Here is a 21,014-nt window from a genome sequence, read left to right as displayed (position 1 = left end):
TCCTCCTGTTGTCATGCTTCAAAATCTTTAATCTTTGCATCTGGACTTAATACTTTTTCTGGATCGAATTCTTCTAATGATTCACCGTTCTTCACTTTATTTACCCAGTCTCCATTAGCGAGAGCACCACGGCCAATTGTGATCACATCCGCCTCTCCCTTTTCGATCAACTCATTTGCTTGAATGGGGTCATGGAGATTTCCATTTGCAATGACAGGCACCTTTCCGTACCTTTTTGCCAATGCGGCAAGAGTAGCACCTTGGTCATCAAAGGCTGAGTCTAACGCACTCGTGCCTTCTCCTTCTGGGAAAGCAGGCTGCCATGCTTCATATTCTGTAACATGAATATAATCAATTCCAGAGCTCCCTAATTGACCAAAAATGATTTCGGCGTCTTTTCCTTTGCCTGCCCACTTATGATGAAAATCATTAATTTTCCCTTGTGAGATACGTATTCCAAGCGTATAGTCTTTTCCAACGGCTTTGCGAACCGCTTTGACTGCCTCTACTAATAATCGAACCCTATTCTCAGTAGATCCACCATATTCATCTGTGCGTTGATTCACATAGTCTGTTAGGAATTGATCCAATATATAACCATTGGCGCCATGGATTTCAACCCCGTCAAATCCAGCCTCTTTAGCATGCTTTGCTGCATTCACAAACCCTTTAATTACATCAGTAATATCCTCGTTAGTTGCTTCCTTTGGCAGTGGGAAGAGCCCTTTCCCTGCATAGATCTTCATTTGTTCACCTTTTGGTTGAACAACTGATGGACCTATCGTATCTGTGACAAAACGATTTCCTTGTGACAGGGCTCCGGCATGCATTAACTGAGCAAAAATTTTACCGCCAGCTTGATGTACGGAATCCGTCACTTTTTTCCAAGCCTGCATTTGTTCATTATTAATGAGCCCTGGCTGGTTAAAGTAGCCTTGACCATATTTGCCATCAGGATAAATCCCTTCCGTAATAATAACCCCAAACCCGCCGCGGGCAAATTTAGTGTAGTAGGATACCATTTGATCCGTTGCCAAACCTTCAGGTGTTGCGCTCGTACGTGTCATTGGCGCGACACCCATTCGATTATCTAATGTCGTATTGCCTAGTTTAACTGTGTCAAATAAACGAATTGTATTAGACAAAAAAAACACTCCATCCTTTTTCAAATAAACGTTCCGTATCAGTCAAAAAAAACACCCCTTCCCATCTAAAACAATTTTAGTATGTTCTAAGCAGGATAGGAGCATTCCAGTATTTAATTTTTAATGATTATTCTGCAATTGGAAACCATCCGGGTGTATTCAAGATTGCTTGCCAAAGCGGATTAGGTACGACAAGCTCTTGTTGAGCACTCTTGTCTAGCTTTGTAACAATTTCAGATTCTTTTCCTTCTTCTACTTTCTCCACCCAGTCAGGATCGATAATAATTTCTCGTCCTAAGGCAATTAATGGCGTTCCACTTTGAAGGGCGTTTAATGCTTCATCTGCTGAATGAATAGAACCTACCCCTATTACAGGAACTCGATTACCAGCTTTCTCCTGAATGATTTCCATACGTGAACGTGTATCCTCAACGCCTCGTTTAGGTGTTGACCAGAAATCCATCAAGGAAACATGAAGATAATCAAGGTCTTTTTCTGCAAGTACATCTATTAGTTCTAGTGTTTCAGCCATAGTGATTCCAGGGGTTTCAGGTTCCTCAGGTGAAAAACGATAACCAACTAGGAAAGCTTCCTTCGCATGTGCAGCAACAACTTTCTTTACTTCATCTACAACTGCCAGCGGAAAAGTTAAACGTTTTTCAAGAGTGCCGCCCCACCGGTCTTCACGACGGTTGGAATGAGGGGAGAAGAATTGCTGAATCAGATATCCATTCGCACCATGTATTTCAACTCCGTCATAGCCTGCTTCAATCGCTCTCCGAGTTGCTTCTCCGAAATCACGAATAATGGATTCAATCTCTACGTCAGTCAATGCCCGTGGAACAGGTTTTCCTTCACCTTCTGAAGGAATATCACTCGCACTAACAACATCACCATTCGGCACTAATTCAGGTGGGACCTCACGGCCGCCATGGAAAATTTGCAAAATCGCTTTCGCACCCTTCGCTTTAATTGCTGATGCCAGACGACGTAAACTCGGAATCATTTCATCACGATCCCCGCCAAACTCACCATGAAATCCTTTACCATTTACAGTCACATAGGTACATGCCGTAATGACCATTCCTACGCCATTAGAACGTCGTTCATAATACTCTACCTCTGCATCTGTGATGGTCCCGTCAGCATTTGATGAGAAATTTGTCATCGGCGCCATGACCAAACGATTTTTTAATTGAACCCCTTTTCCAATGTCAAATGACTCAAATAATGGTGCATATTTTAAATTCATGATGTCTTTGCTCCTTCTCTTTTTTTAATTATGTAAAATCAGCAAAAACTTACTTTGCCTACTCTACAAATTGATTCAAGTTTGTTTTTGGCCTATGTGGATCTGCTGCTTGGTTACCGAAAGCTGTCATGACAGATACTCTCCAGTACTTCCTGAATTTTTGAAAGCATCATAATCGAATCCTTTTTCCTTCTTCAGCGTGAGAATGAATAACTACAGCTTTAGAGAGCTCAAGGAATGCTTCCTGTTTTTAGGGTTAACCTGAAAAAGAATCGGCAATCTCCTTTAAAATTTACCTTGTGAATGGTACCACGAAAAGGTAAAAATCGTGGTACCATCCTATAGTTTGCCATTAGTTCAAAGAAAATCCCTTCCGTTTTACGCGTGCTTTGAAATTAATTCTGTCAATGCTTCTTTTGGCTGCAAGCCAATAACCTTTTCTACTGCAACTCCGTCTTTGAAAAGTATCAACGTTGGAATGCTCATCACGCCAAATTCTCTTGTTATTTCTGGATTTTCATCTACATTAAGCTTGATAATCCCAACATTTTCAATTTCACCATCGATTTCTTCCAACAATGGTGCAATCATTTTACAAGGGCCGCACCATGGCGCCCAAAAATCCACTAACACTAATCCCTCTTTAATTTCAGTAGTAAAAGTTTGATCTGTGACGTGTGAAATAGCCATTATTTTTTCCTCCAATATCTTTTTTTATTTTACTTTTTTGTATCAAAATTCCCAATTCTGTTTGGACTGATTAGGAATTCGGATTTCTTGGTATGCATTTCTGGGACTTCTTTAATAGATGCTAATTGTCCAGATAATTCCATAAACCACTGTTCATCTTTGGACAGTAAAGCCAAATCGATTAATGTTAGAATTTGACTTTCATTGCTTATTGTTAAATCAGGCAGCTTTTCACTCCATTTATTTAAGATCCATAGCGATTTGCCAATCGCTTTTTCATTGTCACTTTCCACTACGTTAACTTTTATAATACGTTGGTTAGAGTCTACGGTTTCAACATAACCGTGAACTAGTGCTCCATCATTGGACCTGCCCTGTACCCAATCCCCATTTTCAAATAGATATTTATCAGCCATCGTCATCTAACCCCCTTAAATGTTATAAAAAAAGTTACAGTTTATAAAAAAAGATTCTGCCATCTTTCGCGTCATACTGTAATAAATTAATATACAGTATAGACAAAAGAAAAAACTAAATCAAGGACACAGTTTAATTTTTTCCAGGACAGATCTAAGGGTAATATTCTCTAAATATTTTTCTAAATACAACTCTGCTTCATTGAAAATCTGATCCATAACCACCTGAGTATTAGACGATACAACACAATCTTGCTCCGGATCACCTGTACACCAGCTTGGTTTTAGGCTTCCACGTGAAGCGGTACGATAAATATCTGCCAATGATACCTCTTGAGGGTTACAATCAAGAATATAGCCGCCGCCGATACCTTCTTTTGTCTTTACAAAACCATGATTGCGCAAACAGCTCATTATCTTGCGAATCCGAGCCGCGTTAGTACAAACATTGGAAGCGATTGACTCGCTGCTGGCCATATGATCTGGTAAATAAGCTAAATAGACTAAACTATGCACTGCTATCGTAAAATCACTATTCACTTTAATCGCTTCCTCCTCAAGGAGATTACTGTAATATTATTATGTACAGTTAATAAAGTCAACAAAAAAACTCAATATTATTAAATTCCACATCGTCCTAAATTTTTTAAAATAATAAATTCAATTAAAGTATTTTTACAAACTCAGGAAATAAGACTCGATAGGATAAGGGATGGATTAGGGTTATCCAGAATTATAGAATTGGAAAAAAGAGTCGGAGTTGAAGTGGGACCTTTATCATCTTATAGGAAATGAACTAAAATTCGCTCTTTTCGGTCAATTTGAAAGTCAGGCTGCTTAAACAAAGCAATAATGATGTAACATAGTGATGAGGAGGTTCAATCGAATCATAAAAGTCTTTACGAATGTATTGTACAAGTAAAAATGAAAAGTCTTTAGTAGAAGGCTTTTTTTGAAAGCAACCTTTTTTAAGGGTTTTTTCGTATAAATGCTGCTTTTTGACTAGATCTTGTTTCAGCTTGTAAAAATACGTGTAAGATAACAAGGTGCGTTTCATCCATTGGTATTTTTCCTCTATTTTGTTGATTCTTATGGTTACTGCATTTACTTTTCAATAATTCATTCCGTATTTCTTTAATTATTCGTTTCTTTGTTTTTGTGATAAAATATGCCAATGGAAGTTGTTATTTTAGTTCCCCAAAAAAGGAAAATAGAATTTATGGATACCCTCAAACAGAGCCATAATTACTACTATATTCCGTATCAAGAAAAAGCAAACCATACAATAAAATATCTCTTTTTTGGAGGTTTCGTTCATGTCATTTAAACTTGTACTGAATAAGATAAAATCGAATTTTTGGATTGTTCCTGCAATATATGGAGTATGCTTTTTTCTTCTAGCCATTTTAAGTACAATGTTAGATCGTTCCCTGGCCCAACACCCAAATGTAATGAAATTTATTCCTTCTGTTTTTCTTATAGATAAAGAGTTGTCCCGTTCCGTTTTAAGTACTATTGCTACTTCGTTGCTAACGATGACAACCATTACATTCTCTTCTATTTTAGTGGTATTAACCACTTTTCTAGCTCAATTTTCTCCTCGAACGCTGCAAAATTTCAATACAGATTCCAAAACACAACAGGTACTCGGAACATTTATTGGGGGATATATTTATGTAATCGTACTTCTCATTCAAGTTAGAGACAATGGATTGAGCAATAAGTTTATCGTACCATCGTTTGCCGTATTAGTAGCTTTTATTTGTATCGGTATGTTTGTGTTCTTAATTCACCATGTCATAGATTGGATTAAGGTAGGGAATTTAATTTCTAATATTACAAAAGAAACACTTTCTTCTATTAAAGAAAATAAAAGAGATGAAAAAAAACTGGTAGTTTCTAAGGAAGATGCAAACTTAAATTTCCAAGAAAGGAAGTCAATTGAAATTAAAAGTAAGAAACAAGGATACATCCAATTTGTTGAGATTGTAGGTATGGTTGACTATGCACATAAATCTAATATCATTATCAAGTTTGAAAAAGTTCCAGGTGATTACGTCGATGTTGATACTCCACTTTTAACTGTCTGGGATAGTCAGGACTCGTCAGATAATAATATTTTTGATTATATCTTTATTACACCTGATCAAGAATCGATTCAAGATGTGGAATTTGGAATTCAAAAATTAGTTGAAATTGCTTTACGAGCAATTGCACCAGGTAAAAATGATCCTGAAACAGCTATAAACTGCATTGAACATTTGGCACAAGTCTTAACAAAGTATGGAAAAATTCCTACTTATCCATACTACTATGATAAGCAAAACAATGTACGGGTCATTCTCGAAAAACCATCCTTCACTGATTATTTGTACGAGAGCTTTTACCAAATTCGGCATTACGGAAAAGCAGATGTATCTGTAATGACTTCTATTATTAAAGCACTTGCTCTTATAGCGGAAACCAATGATAATGAGATAAAAAATCTAACTTGGGATTTTTCAGACTATATTATTGAAGGAATTAAGCGAGAAGAATGGTTAAGAATGGATAAATTATTTCTAAATAACCATTTAAAGAAGTTTGCTAAGGCCTGTAATAAAAATTTTCAAGATCATCTGCTTCCGATAGAGTAACTACTACCTTCTTTAACCCTATTTTTCTTCGAGAATTAAATAATAAAGAATAACGGACCTTTTTATTCCAGGGAACCGTTATTCTTGTTCATTACTTCTATCTCTTTTGAAAAGTTTTCTTCAATTTCTTTTTTGTTTCCATATAAAAAAAGTTTATCCCCAAGTTTAAGCTCATGCTTGGATAATTTCTTCCTGATTTTTGTTTCTCCACTTTTAATGAACAAGATATTTATGTCAATCCCTCTGGATATTACTTCGCCCGCATTTTGATTAATGAGTTCAGAGTCCTTATTAATATCAAGCTTCATAACCACATCATCATCTTCTAAAAATAGAACCTCTTTTATCGGATGCTCCCACAAATTATAATGATTGTGCATTTCGCTATGCATTTTATTCGATAATCTATTATAAATAAATGGCAGTTTAACGATAATAATTATCAACATAAGTATTGCCATAATGATACTTAACTCCTTGATTCGTAAATTATCCAAGAAAATATCAAAAGGAGTTCGGAATTTAAACATTCCGAACCCCTTTTGTCTACAAACTGACCACCTTATTTCCATATAAGGTGGTTTTTTTTGCCAAAAATAGCTCTTTGCAGCATTTTTATTTGTTTTGAAAAACCATCTACTTATAACGTAACTAACTGTAACTAATCATTAAAAGATATTAAAATCATTAATAACCCATTATCTTCATCCGATAGTTGAGAAAAATTTTTACTAAAATCTTTTACTACTCTCTTTGTATCCAAAGAGGGAAATGGATTATCAAATTTCTTACTTAACCATAATCCATACCTAGAGATAAAAACTTTTATAACTGTAATCTAATTTTCAGCAGTTAACATTTGTCTCTCTTTTATCTATGTATTTTCCAATAACAGCTGCAATGTTGTTCACTATTCACTGTTATTGATTTATCATTCTCTATATCACCTTAAATATATAAAAGAAAGTAAAAACGTATCACAAATAAAAGATTTTTTAGTTAACCAATCAGTTATATCATTCGAAAACATTTCAACCTGGTCTTTATCAACTTTCTAATTTACACCTATAACCAATGGGTATTCGTTAGTATTTTTAATATTAAAATAAGGTCAACCAATGTAACAGGTTGGCCCTATCATTTTTAACAATAAAAATTACATTTTCTAGTTACGAAGAAGAACAGAGTACATTTTTTATTATAAACCTGATTCGAGTACCGTCTGTGATTTTAGCTTTATATTTACAAACAAAATACTAATCAAGATAAATAAAAGACCAACTATTACATTTAGTGTAACCTGTTCTTGTAAAAAGAAAGAACTGCAAAGGATTGCAATAAGCGGTATTAGGAAAGTGAATGATCCTACTTTGCTGGCTTCTCCTGAACCGATAAGTGTGAAGAAGGCGAGCCACCCAAATGCAATTACAAAGGTAGAAATGAATAGTAAATTTGTTATAAACGGCATTTCCCACTGAATATTTGACCAACTCTCAACACTGGTACCCACACTTAATAACAAAAGACCGCCCATAATAAGTTGTAAGGTAACCAGCCAAATTGAATCAACACGATCACCTGTTTTCTTAATAAAAACCGTGCCTAATCCCCAGGATAATGCAGATCCAAGGGCCAGAATAATACCAATAGCTGAAATATCGCCTGTAAATCCTCCTCCACTAATAATCGCAACACCTGCGAAACCAAGAATTAATCCAATGATTTTTAATCCATACATCGATTCTCCAAGCCAAATCCAACAGAAAATCCCAAGTAAAACTGGCTCAATGAATACAATAGCCGAAAACAATCCTGCTGGGGCATAACCAAGACCTACCGTTTGAAGGCCGTAAAAGAGAATAATGTTAAGAAAAGCAGAAATTAGGTAAAAATGCCATGTTTCTTTAAAGCGAAGACTTTTATATCTCGGAAGTGCAAAAATAAGTAAAATTAGACCACCCAAAATAGTTCTAATTCCGGCAAATAATATTGGTGGTGCATAATTCAGTGCCATCTTAGATAATGGCCAATTGACGCCCCACACAATCACAAGAAATGTAAGTAGTAAGGCTGTATTTGTTCGCGAAAGTTTTTTCATAGTGCCTCCTTAACATAAGTACCTAAACCATAATACACCTTGCAAATTAATAGCACAAGATACGTACTCTGTATGCCATTTTTAAATATATATTTTTTATACCTGAGACGATTTCATAAATTTGACACTTAGAGCCCCAAGGGTTTTGAAACGCAAAAAAAGGAGTTCCTCCCCAAAATGTCGAAATGAGTAAGTGACGAACAAACTCTAAGACTGGAGGAAGACTCCCTATGACTAGTATACGACAAGGAAGCCTATTTGACCTGCAAGAACTTTTTAATTTAGAACCTACCCAACGTTATGAAGCCATTATTTCAGCGATTGATCTGGACTTGATTTTACCGCGAAGTGAACAAAAAATCACGATTTGGAGCATCTGTCGAACTTAACTATGCCGCCATGACCATCTCTATGTGTGTTCGAATTGTTGAAAGAATTCCTACGATAAAAAACTTAATTAAACGGTTAAATCAAGATTTCTTATTTAAGTTAGAATGTGGATTCCTAGTCTCAGACAAGACGCCATCTGAGGCAGCTTATTCTAGACTCTTAACCAAGTTGAGTGAATCCAATGTGCTTGAAAAGGCTCAGAATTCTCTGGTTTATCATTCCATTACGGAAGGTTTTATCTCAGATGATACAGTGGCCATTGATGCCACACATTTCGAAGCTTGTGATAAAGCGCCTTTAAAAGACGAACAGCCTAAAGCTGAACCGAAAAAACGAGGACGCAAGTCCAAAATAGACCGTGAAAGTTGGTTAGTGGCAATCCCAACATTGATTCATATAATAACTTTTATGAATCGTTTGTAATAGAGCAAGTGATTATTAATAGGATAAAAGGGATTTCTCTCCTCCTGATAAACCAACTCAATGTCTTCCTCCACATGCTTTGATACTAACATCTTCATCGCCATTTTATGAAATACATTAAAATTGTGTAATCACGTTCACTTGTGTGTAATTGGTACTGGCGATAACGTTTCTACGTTATTCTCTTACTCTCTTAGTCGGTTCAAAAAGCATATAATTCATTCTTATAATACCGCTGTGAATAATTCCCATTGAGCAAACACATTATTTCTCTAATAGTCAACCCTGTCGCCTCCCACTGCGTATTACCAGTTGGTTAGATTTGAACCTATTCTTTGTTTGTAATTAGGGCACGAAAATGGCATCCCAACCATATCAGGAACGCTAAAACGTTAATATGAGTCTTTTTCTCTATTTTCCTTTTTCTAGTCCAATAAATGCATCCCTTCCTGCACCTAAACCTGAGATGAGGAGTAGAATGGTCGCAATCATAATCATCGATAAAGGTACTGTCCAGCCATTCGTGATGACATGCAGTATTCCAAAAAGAGCGGGACCAATAGCTGCAAGAAGATATCCTATGGACTGTGCCATACCTGATAATTCTGCTGATTGATGGGCCGTTTTAGTTCGTAGACTGAAGAACATCATAGAAAGGCTAAAACTACTGCCCACTGCGATGCCAATTAGAATTACCGATAGAATAATAATCAGATAGCCTCCGTAAAGCAATCCGAAAATCCCTAACAGATATAGTATTGATGTCATAACAACTAAAATACGTTGATTTGACATACGGCCGGCCAAGATTGGAACAAAAAAAGTAATAGGCAAAATAGCAAGTTGCATTAATGATAGTATCCAGCCTGCACTAGCAGCGCTGATTCCTTTTTGAATTAAAATTTCAGGGAGCCATGCCACTGATACGTAAAATATTAATGATTGAAGGCCCATAAAAAATGTTACATTCCATGCAATAGGTGATTTCCAAATATTAAAATCCGTACTTTTCACCTTATTTTCATCTATAGATTTGGCTATACGAATTTTCCGCAATTGTGGTAACCAAAGAAAAATAGAAATGAAGGAAAGTATCGCCCAAACACCAAGGGCACCGTTCCATCCTAGATTCTCTTTGGTAGCAAGCGGTACACTGATTCCTGAAGCAATTGCGCCGCATAAATTCATGGATACCGAATAAACACCTGTCATTAAACCAACATTTTGTTCAAAATCGCGTTTTATTAAACTGGGCAGTAAAACGTTACATACAGAGATTGCTAAGCCTATCAAAATCGTTCCTGTAAATAACATGGTTTCACCCCCTACGGATCGCACGATAATACCGATTGTAAGTATAATTAAGGAAAAGAACAATAAACGTTCCATCCCCACACGCCTAGCCAGTTTCGGTGATAAAGAAGAAAATACTCCAAAAGCCAATAAAGGAATGGTTGTAATTAAACCTAGTACTGTATTAGAAATTCCTAAATTATCTCGAAGCATTCCAATTAAGGGACCTACGGAGGTTAGAGGGGATCTAAGATTTGTAGCAATAAAAATAATCCCAATAATAAGAAGAAGAGTAGTTACTTTTGAGGGTTCAGATTTAATATCCATCACGCTATTGCTTCCTGTTGATTTCATTGTGGATCCTCCATTGTAGCTTGAATTCTATCTTTAAATTGTTGAATATACTCATCAACAGCAGCAGCCGCGCCTTCCGGTTTTTTTTCTATAATTGCGTGTACAAGGTTACTGTGTGGAATTGGTTGATAGTTAGTTATCATATTTCCTATAGATAATCGAACAGATTCTGCTACATGTTCATATAGATCCATTAGTAACTGATTATGTGCTGCTTTCACAATGGATCTATGCAATTTAATGTCTGCTTCAATAAAAGCAGCATAGTCGTTCACTAGAGCAGATCCTTCACATTCAGCCAAATTCAATTTAATATTTTCTAAATCGGCTGTCGTATGTCTTACAGCCGCTAATAATGCAGTTTCCCGTTCTAGTGCGTGACGCACTTCCAGAGTTTCCAACAAATTAGATTCTTTAAGACGCCTTTGAAGAGCCACCCCTAAAATGCTTGAGGAAATAACAAAGGTCCCATCACCAGGTTTTGTCTTTAAAAGACCAGAATGAACTAAAGCCCTGATTGCCTCCCTTAACGTATTACGGCTGACACCAAGTTCTTCAACTAAATAAGGTTCAGCAGGAATACGATAACCAACAGGCCATTGCCCTGATTCTATCAAAGATCCAATTTGCGTAGTGACCTGTTCTACTAGAGATAAACGCGTAGTTTTATTTAATTTCATCCAGAAACCTCCAAACATCCGATGTTTAACACATTGGTACTTTACCATATTAATTGAAATAGATAAACCTCTTTCATGAAATAAAGTGAATCATCAATTTGGTTTAATAAAGCTTTAATCTCAGTTGGTATAAATGATTGAATTCATCTTCAGGGGCTTTAATCTTCAAGTGTACTTCAAAGGGTTCTGAATGAGGACTCCCAACAAACAATAGAAATTCATTTTAAGCCAAAATATAAACTGATTTTTAAAGAAATATTCAGGGGGATAATTAAGCTATGTTAGATTTTTTTAGGCCTTTTTTCCTCAGGAGTCGGTAATAATAATCCTTGGATACTCGAAAAATTGATCAAAATATAGAACTGCTAAAGAATCACACTTGGTTAAAGATATATACGAAGATGAAAAATATAATCGATTGATTATTGTAAATAGAAATGGGTTTGCCCATTTGAAAGCAGGAGCAAACCTTACCTTCTGCAATTAAATTATATATATGCGGCATGTAGTGAATTACTGGAGCTTGACCTGTCCTAATATTCACATTTCGTTGGAAGATGTCACCTAATGGGAATGCATTATAACTGTTCCAAGATTTGTCTTTAAGCCCTCCGCACGGAACTCCGAAAATCCCATATTATTACATATACTGCGCACATTCTCCACGCTGCCCCTGGAGGCTTTCCCTCCCATGTCTCAACGGGTCTTAATATGCCCTTTCATTCCTTCGTCATGCCTATCCAAGGGGTGGAGGCTGGTTTTTCCGATTTGTAACGCCCGGAAAGAGATTTAAATTAGCTATATCTAATGCATTTTGAGCTGATTTTATATCCAATTGTTTTTGAAGTTCCAAATCATATGGGTTTAACCATTGTTTTTTCATCATGAGATCTGCAATTTCGAAATATAAACTAATGGTTACATCAAGTTGTTCCTGTAATAACTTTCTAATTGTAGGTGTTGCTGCTTCTGTCAATGCAATTGAAAGAGTTCTAACCCCAGTTTTTGCTGATAACAAAAATTCAAGGGCTATCCCTGAATCAGTAAGTTCAGGCATGCCAACAGAATTTATAGGATCTAAATAGTCATTCATACGAACCGACCTCCAATTATTTTAACTCAGAACTTGAATATAGTTTAATAGCTACAGTTAAAGCTGGTATAGATTGTTTTACGTCCTTCTCCATTAATGCTTTTAGATCTTGGTCAAAACAATACCTTGCATCATTTTAGATTTAAGTAAACATAATGTCTTAAAATTTATCACTTAATGAAATTCCAAAGTTTCATGAAGTGCTAATTTTTTTTCAAACATATTCCTCCACCTCCGAATTTTTTCATCCACATGACTAATCTTTTTTCATACTGTTTAAAAAGGGTCTATCTTGAACAGAATAGGTTGAAAAGAAAGGTATTTGAGGTATTTGAACTATGTTTTCATTTTTAAAACGAAAGAAACAGAAAAATGATAGAAAGATTCAAGAGTTAAACAATCAAAATCAAACTAATAAGACACTACCGAACCTCATCGAAAAATCCTTGTCCAAGAATCTTGAAGTCATTAAACAAAAAACAGGAAACAGTTCAGATATCGTAATCCGCCAGTTAAAAATTTGTCATAACTCCAAGATGAAAATAGCCATTTTATATGTAAAAGGAATGGTTGACAATCAATCAGTTAACGATTTTGTAATCGAATCAATAATAAATAACCAAAATTTAAGTGAAAAGCTCAAACCACAAGATGTGTTAGAAGTTCTCACCGAAGATGTTGTTGCTGTAGGCGGAATCAAAGTAGTTAATGACTGGGAAAAACTATTTACGGCATTAATGTCGGGTGAAACTATTACGCTCATCGATGGACTAAGCAAAGGGATATGTGCGAGTACACAGGGTGGACAGAGACGGTCTGTTCAGGAATCTACTACAAATGTTTCTATTCGAGGCTCTAAAGAAGCGTTTAACGAGTCAATAGAGACAAATACAGCCATGGTTCGTCGAATAATTAACAATACAGATTTATGGGTTGAGTCCATCAATATTGGCAAAATGACAAAAACAGAAGTTTCTATTATGTATATAAATGGAATCGCAAAGAATGAAATTATAGAAGAAGTACGTAAACGTTTAAAAGGAATAAGCATTGATGGCATCTTAGAATCCGGGTATATTGAACAGCTAATAGAAGATCAAACAAATACTACTTTTCCTACGATTCATCATACAGAGAGACCGGATAGTGTGGCGGGTAATTTGTTAGAAGGAAAGATTGCCATTTTTGTAAATGGGACTCCTTTTGTATTGCTGGTACCTGCCCTATTCATAGATTTTTTTCAATCAGTTGAAGATTATTATGAACGTTTTGATATTTCAACAGCTATTCGCTTTTTACGCACTGTGATCTTCTTAATATCCCTTGTCGGCCCTGCTATATATATCGCAGCTACTACCTTTCATCAGGAGATGATTCCAACAGAATTGGCTATTATTATTGCTGCACAAAGGGAATCTGTTCCATTCCCTGCATTTATAGAAGCACTCATAATGGAAATAACTTTTGAAATTTTAAGAGAAGCCAGTATTCGCATGCCTAAAGCTATGGGTTCCACTATATCTATAGTAGGAGCACTTGTCATTGGACAGGCAGCAATACAGGCTGGCATAGTGTCACCTGGAATGGTAATAGTAGTCTCTTTGACAGCAATCGCCAGTTTTGCGACCCCTTCCTATGCAGTTGCTATAACTGCCCGTTTGGTTAGATTTATTTTTATGGTTGGTGCAGCCACATTCGGTTTTTATGGAATTATTCTAGTGTTTATTCTACTTATAGTTCACTTATGCAGTCTACGTTCATTCGGTGTACCCTATATGTCACCTCTTGCACCATTTATCCGCGAGGAAGCAGGTGATACCATTTTCCGTAGACCAATTTGGGCTTACAAAAAAAGACCACGATTGATAAGTGGCCAAAATAGGGTTAGTCAAGGGGAAAATCAGAAACCACAGCCTCCTGGTACTCGTGTCATGAAAAATACTACTAACATGGAAAAAGGTGACCAGAATGAATCATAAATGGATTCTTCTTTTCTTGATTATGACAAGTACAGTTTTCATCTCAGGTTGTTGGAGTCAAAAAGAGTTAAATGAACTAGCGATAATATCTGCAATGGCGATTGATAAAAATGCAGAGGGTAAATATGTCAAGACCATTCAACTTGTCAATCCTGGAAACGTAGCAGGAGGACTTCAAGGTGGCGGAAGCGGTCAAAGCCCCACAGTTACCGTTTACTCAGCTACGGGAGACAGTGTTCTGGAAGCACATTTCCATGCGACATCTAAAATCTCAAGAAGGCTATATCACGCACATGCAAATCTAATTGTTATTAGTGAGGAGTTAGCAAAAGAAGAAGGCATTACAGATATTTTAGACGCCTTTGAACGTGATCCAGAAATTCGAATGACGTCAAGGGTTGTAATAGCCCATCATACAAAAGCAGGTGATCTTCTTAAATCATTGACTGCCATTGATAAGATTCCAGCCGAGAAAGTGAACGGAACTTTACAGGCTACAGAAAGAGCTAGAGGAGAAAGTATGGAAGTTACTTTGCAGGACGTTATTACTACTCTAACCTCTGCAGGGAAAGAAACAGTTATTAGCGGATTTAGCTTAAAAGGAGATATCCAACAAGGAAAAAAGATCGAAAATATTCAACAGTCTGAACTGGATACCACTCTTGAATCTGACGGACTGGCCATTTTTAAAGAAGGAAAGTTGGTTGACTGGTATCAAGGTGAGATGTCTAGAGGAGTAGTATGGATCTTGGATAAAATCCAGCAGACAGATGTGATAGTAGACTCGGAAGAACAGAAAAACTCCTTGACTTACAACGTGGTCCGTCAAAATACAAAAGTCTCAGCTGATACAAAAAACCGCCTCCCTGTCATTACAGTTAATGTACGAGCAGAAGGTGATATTCGCGAAGTAAGGTCACAAATTGATCTAACCGATCCTTATGAGATTTTGGATATAGAAAAAAATTAGAAAAAGAAATTAAGAAGCAATTAGAAAACACTGTTACAAAAACGCAGCAAAACAAATCAGATATTTTTGGATTTGGGGAAGTGGTTCATCGTTCTGATCCAAAAAAATGGAAAAAGATAAAGAACGATTGGAATGATACATATTTTCCAAACTTAAAGGTAAATGTGAAGGTAGAAGCATTTATACGACGTTCTGGTCTTAGAACCAATTCATATCTTTCAGATATGAAACAATAAGTGTAAAAAAAAGGAGTGAAAAATCATTGGAAAAGGCAAAAATCAGCGCATATCAGCTATTTATTCTAATTGTCTTGTTTGAACTTGGTAGTGCCTTGTTGGTACCTCTTGCAATAGAAGTAAATCAGGATGCATGGCTTGCTATTTTGATTGGTATGGTTGGTGGTTTTTGCTTATATTTGGTCTATCATGGTCTCTACTCATATTATCCAGACTTACCTCCAACTGAATATATACAAAAAATTATGGGAAGTTTTTTGGGGAAAATATTGGCCTTCATTTACGTACTCTATTTTATATATCTTTCTGCAAGAGTGTTGAGGGATTTCGGAGAAATGCTAATTACAGCCTTTTATTGGGAAACTCCTTTGTTTATTTTGAATACATTGATGGTTCTTTTAGTTATATATACAATTCGTAAGGGTATTGAAGTATTAGCGCGAACAAGTGAATTACTATTTGTTCTAATCATTTTACTTGGGATTAGCGCTCTTTTTTTAATAGTTGTTTCGGGGATAATACAAATTTCTAACTTAGAACCTGTGCTTGAAGAAGGTATCAAGCCTGTTATAAAAACGACATTTACTCAAACCCTGTACTTTCCATTTGGTGAGGTGATTATATTTTCTATGATTCTCCCCTATTTAAATCGACCCGAAAAAGTGAAACGAATTGGTTTATTAGCAATAGGATTCAGCGGACTCATTTTAGCTTCAGTCATGGCCATAAATGTTAGTGTACTTGGTGTAAATAACATTACCCGTTCACCCTTCCCCCTTCTTTCCACTATACAAACAATTGAGGTAGCTGGATTTTTAGAACGGTTAGATGTATATTTTATACTATTATCAGTTATCGGTATATTTTTTAAAATGTGTGTGTTTTTCTATGCATCTGTAGTAGGAACAGCCAATTTATTTAAAGTCAAAGAATCCGCACGGTTAGCTTTCCCATTAGGACTAGCTATCCTGATTTTATCCATAACAATCGCCAGTAATTTTTCTGAACATGTTAAAGAAGGGCTTCATATTATTACCCTCTATTTGCATCTCCCGCTTCAAGTAATTATTCCAATTCTGTTACTTTTGATTGCATTTATTAAGAACAAAAAAAAGAAAAGCAATCATAATAAAAATTTATTGCCAAAAAGGAAGTATCGTTTAGCGGAGCGTGATAAAAATTGAAGATAATCGGTATTACTACTCTGATCTTCGTCTTTTTAACTGTTTTTTCTCTATGCATGGACATTCTTTTAGGATTTGACCTAAATACTTCCATTAATAAATCTATAAGACCTTTTCTAGTGATGGAAGTAACAGAAAAAGTTATTTTTTTTCTCTTAATTTTTCTCATGATTGTTGGACCAGTTTGTACCTTTTATAATAATAGAAAAAAGAAACAACATAAATAAAAAATATGTACGGTATATCACTGTATATTTCTATTGCTTTGTTTGTACATAAACCTCTTGGTTTTAGCTCGTGGTTTGCCCATTCAAATTTCTGACCGAAACAAACGACGAATTAATATTTCCGTTATCACCTATATAATAAATTATCTTTCAACTTGATTCGGTTCTAATGAAAAAGAAAAGCCCTGCAGAGCTTCTACTCTCTACAGAACTTCTCATCAAGCTACTTGTTCACTAATTCTCCTAGATAATCTGGAAGCCTGTTTTGTCTGCGATATTCTGATTGGATTGAACAAAAACTCAGCCAGCTTATTTTCTTAGGCGCTATTTCCTGCAGTCTGGTGACGATCTTCTTTGTATTGAACAGAATTCTAGTGCTGGCACTAATTCTTACTTTCCTTGTCGAGATTCCAGCCAGATTAAGAACATTCCGCAGCAGACCTTGGTCCAAATGAGTGGTTATCGACGGTATATACCACTTTTGGAGCGTTTGGAAACGGAAAGCTTTGGTCTTGCCTCCCTTTCGATTGGATAGTTGCAGATGTATTTGGCATTCGCAATGTCTTTATCTTATCGGGAATCCTATTGGCAGTGGTCATCTTGTTTCCTATAAAGGAAGAAACTTTTATGGCGATAGGCGCAAGAGTCAGCGAATATTATAGAAGGGGTGTGACAGAAAACCCACAAAAGGTTAATTTAACAACATTTTGTGGCTTCGGTGTATTCCCAATCTTATGTGGAAACGTTATTAGATTTAGCATCACAAAAATTCACACTTAAATGATTACCTAATCTATTGTTCCTTTTTATCAAAATTCAAATATTCTTCTTTTAATATAGAATAATATGCGCTATCTACTAGTACACCTTTTATCATTTGGTTTTTACGAAGGATGCCTTCACATTTCATACCTAAGCGAATCAATACTTTTCCAGAACCACTATTTTTAACTTCATGTTCTGAAAATACTCGCTCTAACCCCAATACATTGAAGGCTAATCCTAATATAAGTTTCCCAGCTTCTGTCATGTACCCTTTACCCCAAAAATGCCTATTTAAGGTAAAACCTAGTTCTCCACTTTTGTTCCATTCATGCACCCTGAACTCGATAGCGCCAATCATTTTATTGCTTTCTTTCAATACAATTGCGTATTTACCGATAGGCTCTTTTACAAAATAATTCGCTATTAAATTTTTAGTTTGGTCCAAATCTTTATGTTGCTCGTAAATAAAACGTGTCGTTTCTTCATCAGACGTATATTCATACATATCTTCAGCATCATTTAGCGAAATCGGACGTAATAAGATACGTTCACTCTCCATCTGATTATGCTTAACTACTAAAAGGTTTAAATTATTCAAGTTCTTTCTCCAACTCTTTTCTTCCAATTTATTCTTTTTTTACTGAATTATCGTAACACAATTATACTATTCTGAACAGTTAAACTAATTATAAACAACTAGCGCTGACAAATCTGGTCGGGTTGAGTACGTTTTATTTTTCAATAGTATTTTATTTTTAAAATCCGCACGCAATACACCCACCAAAAAAGTTAGCTATCTAGTTTTTATTTTTTTGCTTTTTTCTATATTTTGACCCCAGTGCTATATCTTTCAATTGGGATTATGAGTCTGCTTCTCAGTTTATTTGCGAAGATTCCCAAACCTGTACACACTGCAACTGTAAAAGAAAAAGAGTCATTTTCAATAAAAAACTTTATCGAACCAAAAGCTTTACCTATTTCAATGGTGATGCTAGTCCTTGGATTTTGTTATTCTAGTGTTTTAACTTATATTAATTTTTACGCGATTGAATTAGATTTAGTAGCAACTGCAAGTTTCTTCTTTATTACGTATTCATTAGCTATTCTAATATCACGTCCTTTCTCTGGTCGTCTATTAGATAAGAAGGGCGCTAATTATATCATGTACCCTGCGTTTATTTTATTTGCTGCGGGTCTGTTTGTATTAAGTGGTGCTCATAGCGGATTTGTTTTACTGCTTGCCAGTATATTAATTGGATTTGGCTACGGAAATATGCAATCTTGCTGCCAAGCTATTTCCATTAAATCTGTTCCTACTGAGAAAATCGGTCTATCTACTGCAACATTCTCTATATTTCAAGATGTTGGTATTGGATTCGGTCCATATTTATTAGGACTCTTTATAACGGTTATGTCTTACAGTCACTTATACGCACTTCTTGCGGTTATCGTTTTATGTACCATTGTTCTTTATTACCTGATTTATGCACGTCATCAAAACATTCATGACAAGGGAATCGCTTAAGTTGGTACTTTGTTGAAAAAAAACAGATCAAACAACTATCGTTTGATCTGTTTTTCTTATGGCTTAATGTATAAGTTAACCTCGTTTCCTTTCAAAGTAAAAAGTCAAATTATTCCTTTAACCATTCACTTCCTTCGTTGATAAATTAAGCGCCTGTACATTTTTGCGCGGAGTCACTCGACCATTGTTATGTTTGCAATTGATTTAAAATCAGTTTCATAACATCGTTCTGTGACAGATCATTAGTCAGTATCGTTTCTCCATTCACACCAAGATAATCATTTGGTTTCCACCAGGCACGTAAAGAATCTTCTCCAAATTCCATCTTTTTCGAACTAGAGTTGTGGCGAATGACTGTTTCCTAAAAGGATAAATCATAATAATACGCATATGATTTATGATTATAGAACTGAATCAAGTTATTCAACATTTCACCATAACGACTTTTATACAAGATTCCTTCCACAATAACAAACTCACATTTATCTTTACCATATTCCGCAATTTGGCGAATCAAATCAATTGATAGGTTTCCTTCTCTATCGTGAACCTTCAACATTTCACGTCGAACGACATCCTGAGGAACCAACAACGTTCCATGTCCCAATTGATTTTGAAGACTTTTCGCAATCGTTGTTTTTCCACTCCTAGAATTCCCTCGTATGATAATTAGTTTAGACTCCATATTTTCCCCTTAACAGTGTCTCCTATTTTTTAAGCTTGTAAAAAGGAAAAGCTGCCTTAAAGACAGCAATCCTCAGTTCGTGATGACTATTATTTAGTTCAAAACGATTTTAAATCCATTCTTTTCCGTGTTCACGAATGAATTGAAGATCCTTTTGATAATGTTCAAAATGCCCTTCATCGATCATTTTTTGAAAAGCTAAATCGCCTTCAGCTGCTTTCCTTTGCATCGTTTTACATAATGCTTCTACTCGTAGCAACAACATGTCTAAAAAACCTTTTTCCAATCCCTCAACACCATAAGATTCAAAAAATAATGTAACTCTTTGTTTTATACGGTCAGCATCCATTAATGGTTCATAATAAACGGCCTCTCCAGATTCAGTATGATAAAGTCTACTTAAAGGAACGCAGGTATAAAGAGTATAGACGATATCCCAAAGTCTTGGACCAGGAGCAGCTAGATCAAAATCAATGATTCCCACTGGCTTTTCATGATTAAATATAATGTTATAGATAGCAAAATCATTGTGACATACCACTTCAAAGGGCTGTGGGGTGTTATCGATTGGAGGCCAACTATCTTCGATTGGATAATCACTCACAGCTTGATGATAAAGACAAAGCATTTTCGCTATCTCTTTTAGAACTTCATTAGACCACATATACTTCTTTAAAGGATAATTCCCAGCTTCTCCTTCAAAAAATGATAATATCTCACGTTCCTTTTCATCAATTCCCAAAAACTTCGGTGCGTGTATAAAACCTTTACCTTCCAAATGCTCTAATAGTTTATGAATTTTACTACTTTCAGGCTTTACTTCACGTCGAACAGTCTCTCCCAAACGAGATACGTTTGAGACATTTCCTCCAGTAAGTACCTCTTCATTTTCGTTCTGACTTTTCATTAATAACTCCCCCAATATAGGGACTCTATGATTGTGTCAAAAGAGATGTATTTTTACCCATAAATA

General features: G+C 35.7%; 16 protein-coding genes and 5 pseudogenes. 6 read left to right on the top strand and 15 right to left on the bottom strand.

Annotated elements, in window-relative coordinates; genetic code table 11:
* Positions 1 to 11: 11 nt before the first annotated feature.
* The 5 genes from WYK_RS01905 to WYK_RS01885 form a co-directional block, all read right to left on the bottom strand.
* Positions 12 to 1,145 carry an NADH:flavin oxidoreductase gene (locus WYK_RS01905; RefSeq protein WP_040372782.1) on the bottom strand — a complete coding sequence of 378 codons (1,134 nt, stop codon included), beginning with the start codon at positions 1,143 to 1,145 and terminating at the stop codon, positions 12 to 14.
* Between the two features lie 127 nt (positions 1,146 to 1,272).
* The gene (locus WYK_RS01900) at positions 1,273 to 2,397 is read right to left on the bottom strand and encodes an NADH-dependent flavin oxidoreductase (RefSeq protein ID WP_040372781.1); all 1,125 of its coding nucleotides are present in this window, start codon (positions 2,395 to 2,397) and stop codon (positions 1,273 to 1,275) included.
* Between the two features lie 378 nt (positions 2,398 to 2,775).
* Positions 2,776 to 3,087 carry a thioredoxin gene (gene trxA / locus WYK_RS01895; RefSeq protein WP_040372779.1) on the bottom strand — a complete coding sequence of 104 codons (312 nt, stop codon included), beginning with the start codon at positions 3,085 to 3,087 and terminating at the stop codon, positions 2,776 to 2,778.
* Between the two features lie 29 nt (positions 3,088 to 3,116).
* Entirely contained in the window at positions 3,117 to 3,503 is a 387-nt protein-coding gene (locus WYK_RS01890; protein WP_040372778.1) for an IDEAL domain-containing protein, read from the bottom strand.
* 120 nt (positions 3,504 to 3,623) lie between these two features.
* Complete coding sequence (locus WYK_RS01885; protein WP_040372777.1) at positions 3,624 to 4,043, bottom strand: RrF2 family transcriptional regulator; 420 nt, start codon at positions 4,041 to 4,043, stop codon at positions 3,624 to 3,626.
* 776 nt (positions 4,044 to 4,819) lie between these two features.
* Here WYK_RS01885 and WYK_RS01875 point away from each other — a divergent pair.
* Positions 4,820 to 6,139 (top strand): DUF2254 domain-containing protein, encoded by a 1,320-nt coding sequence (locus WYK_RS01875; protein WP_040372775.1) that lies wholly within the window; start codon positions 4,820 to 4,822, stop codon positions 6,137 to 6,139.
* A gap of 62 nt (positions 6,140 to 6,201) precedes the next feature.
* Here WYK_RS01875 and WYK_RS01870 read toward each other — a convergent pair whose 3' ends face one another.
* The gene (locus WYK_RS01870) at positions 6,202 to 6,669 is read right to left on the bottom strand and encodes a hypothetical protein (RefSeq protein ID WP_040372774.1); all 468 of its coding nucleotides are present in this window, start codon (positions 6,667 to 6,669) and stop codon (positions 6,202 to 6,204) included.
* Positions 6,670 to 7,337: 668 nt separating this feature from the next.
* Positions 7,338 to 8,237: a DMT family transporter gene (locus WYK_RS01865; protein WP_040372773.1), complete on the bottom strand. Its 900-nt coding sequence runs from the start codon at positions 8,235 to 8,237 to the stop codon at positions 7,338 to 7,340.
* 230 nt (positions 8,238 to 8,467) lie between these two features.
* On the opposite strand from WYK_RS01865, the pseudogene WYK_RS01860 reads away from it, so the two are divergent.
* Positions 8,468 to 8,999, top strand: a pseudogene (locus WYK_RS01860) (transposase); the annotation flags it as partial.
* Positions 9,000 to 9,461: 462 nt separating this feature from the next.
* Here the strand turns inward: WYK_RS01860 and WYK_RS01855 are convergent.
* The 5 genes and pseudogenes from WYK_RS01855 to WYK_RS25365 form a co-directional block, all read right to left on the bottom strand.
* A complete protein-coding gene (locus WYK_RS01855; protein ID WP_081704717.1) occupies positions 9,462 to 10,697 on the bottom strand; it encodes a CynX/NimT family MFS transporter in 1,236 nt (411 codons plus the stop codon).
* On the bottom strand, positions 10,694 to 11,377 hold the full coding sequence (locus tag WYK_RS01850; RefSeq protein ID WP_040372772.1) for a FadR/GntR family transcriptional regulator: 684 nt from the start codon (positions 11,375 to 11,377) through the stop codon (positions 10,694 to 10,696). Before WYK_RS01850 ends, WYK_RS01855 begins: the two co-directional genes overlap by 4 nt.
* A gap of 466 nt (positions 11,378 to 11,843) precedes the next feature.
* Positions 11,844 to 11,960, bottom strand: a pseudogene (locus tag WYK_RS24395) (glutathione-dependent formaldehyde dehydrogenase); the annotation flags it as partial.
* Positions 11,961 to 12,113: 153 nt separating this feature from the next.
* Positions 12,114 to 12,470, bottom strand: a complete 357-nt coding sequence (locus tag WYK_RS01845) for a spore coat protein (protein WP_040372771.1) — start codon at positions 12,468 to 12,470, stop codon at positions 12,114 to 12,116.
* Between the two features lie 16 nt (positions 12,471 to 12,486).
* A pseudogene (locus WYK_RS25365) lies at positions 12,487 to 12,644 on the bottom strand (spore coat protein).
* Positions 12,645 to 12,808: 164 nt separating this feature from the next.
* Here WYK_RS25365 and WYK_RS01840 point away from each other — a divergent pair.
* From WYK_RS01840 to WYK_RS01830, 3 genes and pseudogenes are all read left to right on the top strand, one after another.
* Positions 12,809 to 14,449 (top strand): spore germination protein, encoded by a 1,641-nt coding sequence (locus WYK_RS01840; RefSeq protein ID WP_040372770.1) that lies wholly within the window; start codon positions 12,809 to 12,811, stop codon positions 14,447 to 14,449.
* A pseudogene (locus WYK_RS01835) lies at positions 14,439 to 15,655 on the top strand (Ger(x)C family spore germination protein). The gene WYK_RS01840 and the pseudogene WYK_RS01835 overlap by 11 nt, the downstream one beginning before the upstream one ends.
* Positions 15,656 to 15,681: 26 nt before the next feature.
* On the top strand, positions 15,682 to 16,839 hold the full coding sequence (locus tag WYK_RS01830; protein ID WP_051387262.1) for a GerAB/ArcD/ProY family transporter: 1,158 nt from the start codon (positions 15,682 to 15,684) through the stop codon (positions 16,837 to 16,839).
* A gap of 1,020 nt (positions 16,840 to 17,859) precedes the next feature.
* Here the strand turns inward: WYK_RS01830 and WYK_RS01820 are convergent.
* Positions 17,860 to 18,429: a GNAT family N-acetyltransferase gene (locus WYK_RS01820; protein WP_040372768.1), complete on the bottom strand. Its 570-nt coding sequence runs from the start codon at positions 18,427 to 18,429 to the stop codon at positions 17,860 to 17,862.
* Between the two features lie 240 nt (positions 18,430 to 18,669).
* Between WYK_RS01820 and WYK_RS01815 the strand changes: the two genes are divergently transcribed.
* Positions 18,670 to 19,356 (top strand): MFS transporter, encoded by a 687-nt coding sequence (locus tag WYK_RS01815; protein ID WP_268870024.1) that lies wholly within the window; start codon positions 18,670 to 18,672, stop codon positions 19,354 to 19,356.
* A 187-nt stretch (positions 19,357 to 19,543) separates the two neighbouring features.
* On the opposite strand, the pseudogene WYK_RS01810 reads toward WYK_RS01815, so the two are convergent.
* Together WYK_RS01810 and WYK_RS01805 are read right to left on the bottom strand one after the other, a co-directional pair.
* Positions 19,544 to 20,041, bottom strand: a pseudogene (locus WYK_RS01810) (kinase).
* A gap of 109 nt (positions 20,042 to 20,150) precedes the next feature.
* Positions 20,151 to 20,948 carry an aminoglycoside phosphotransferase family protein gene (locus WYK_RS01805; RefSeq protein ID WP_040372766.1) on the bottom strand — a complete coding sequence of 266 codons (798 nt, stop codon included), beginning with the start codon at positions 20,946 to 20,948 and terminating at the stop codon, positions 20,151 to 20,153.
* Positions 20,949 to 21,014 lie beyond the last annotated feature (66 nt).

The organism is Peribacillus psychrosaccharolyticus ATCC 23296 (assembly GCF_000305495.1).
In the GTDB taxonomy this organism is placed as follows: domain Bacteria; phylum Bacillota; class Bacilli; order Bacillales; family DSM-1321; genus Peribacillus; species Peribacillus psychrosaccharolyticus.
This window is presented reverse-complemented; position numbering and strand designations above follow the sequence as displayed.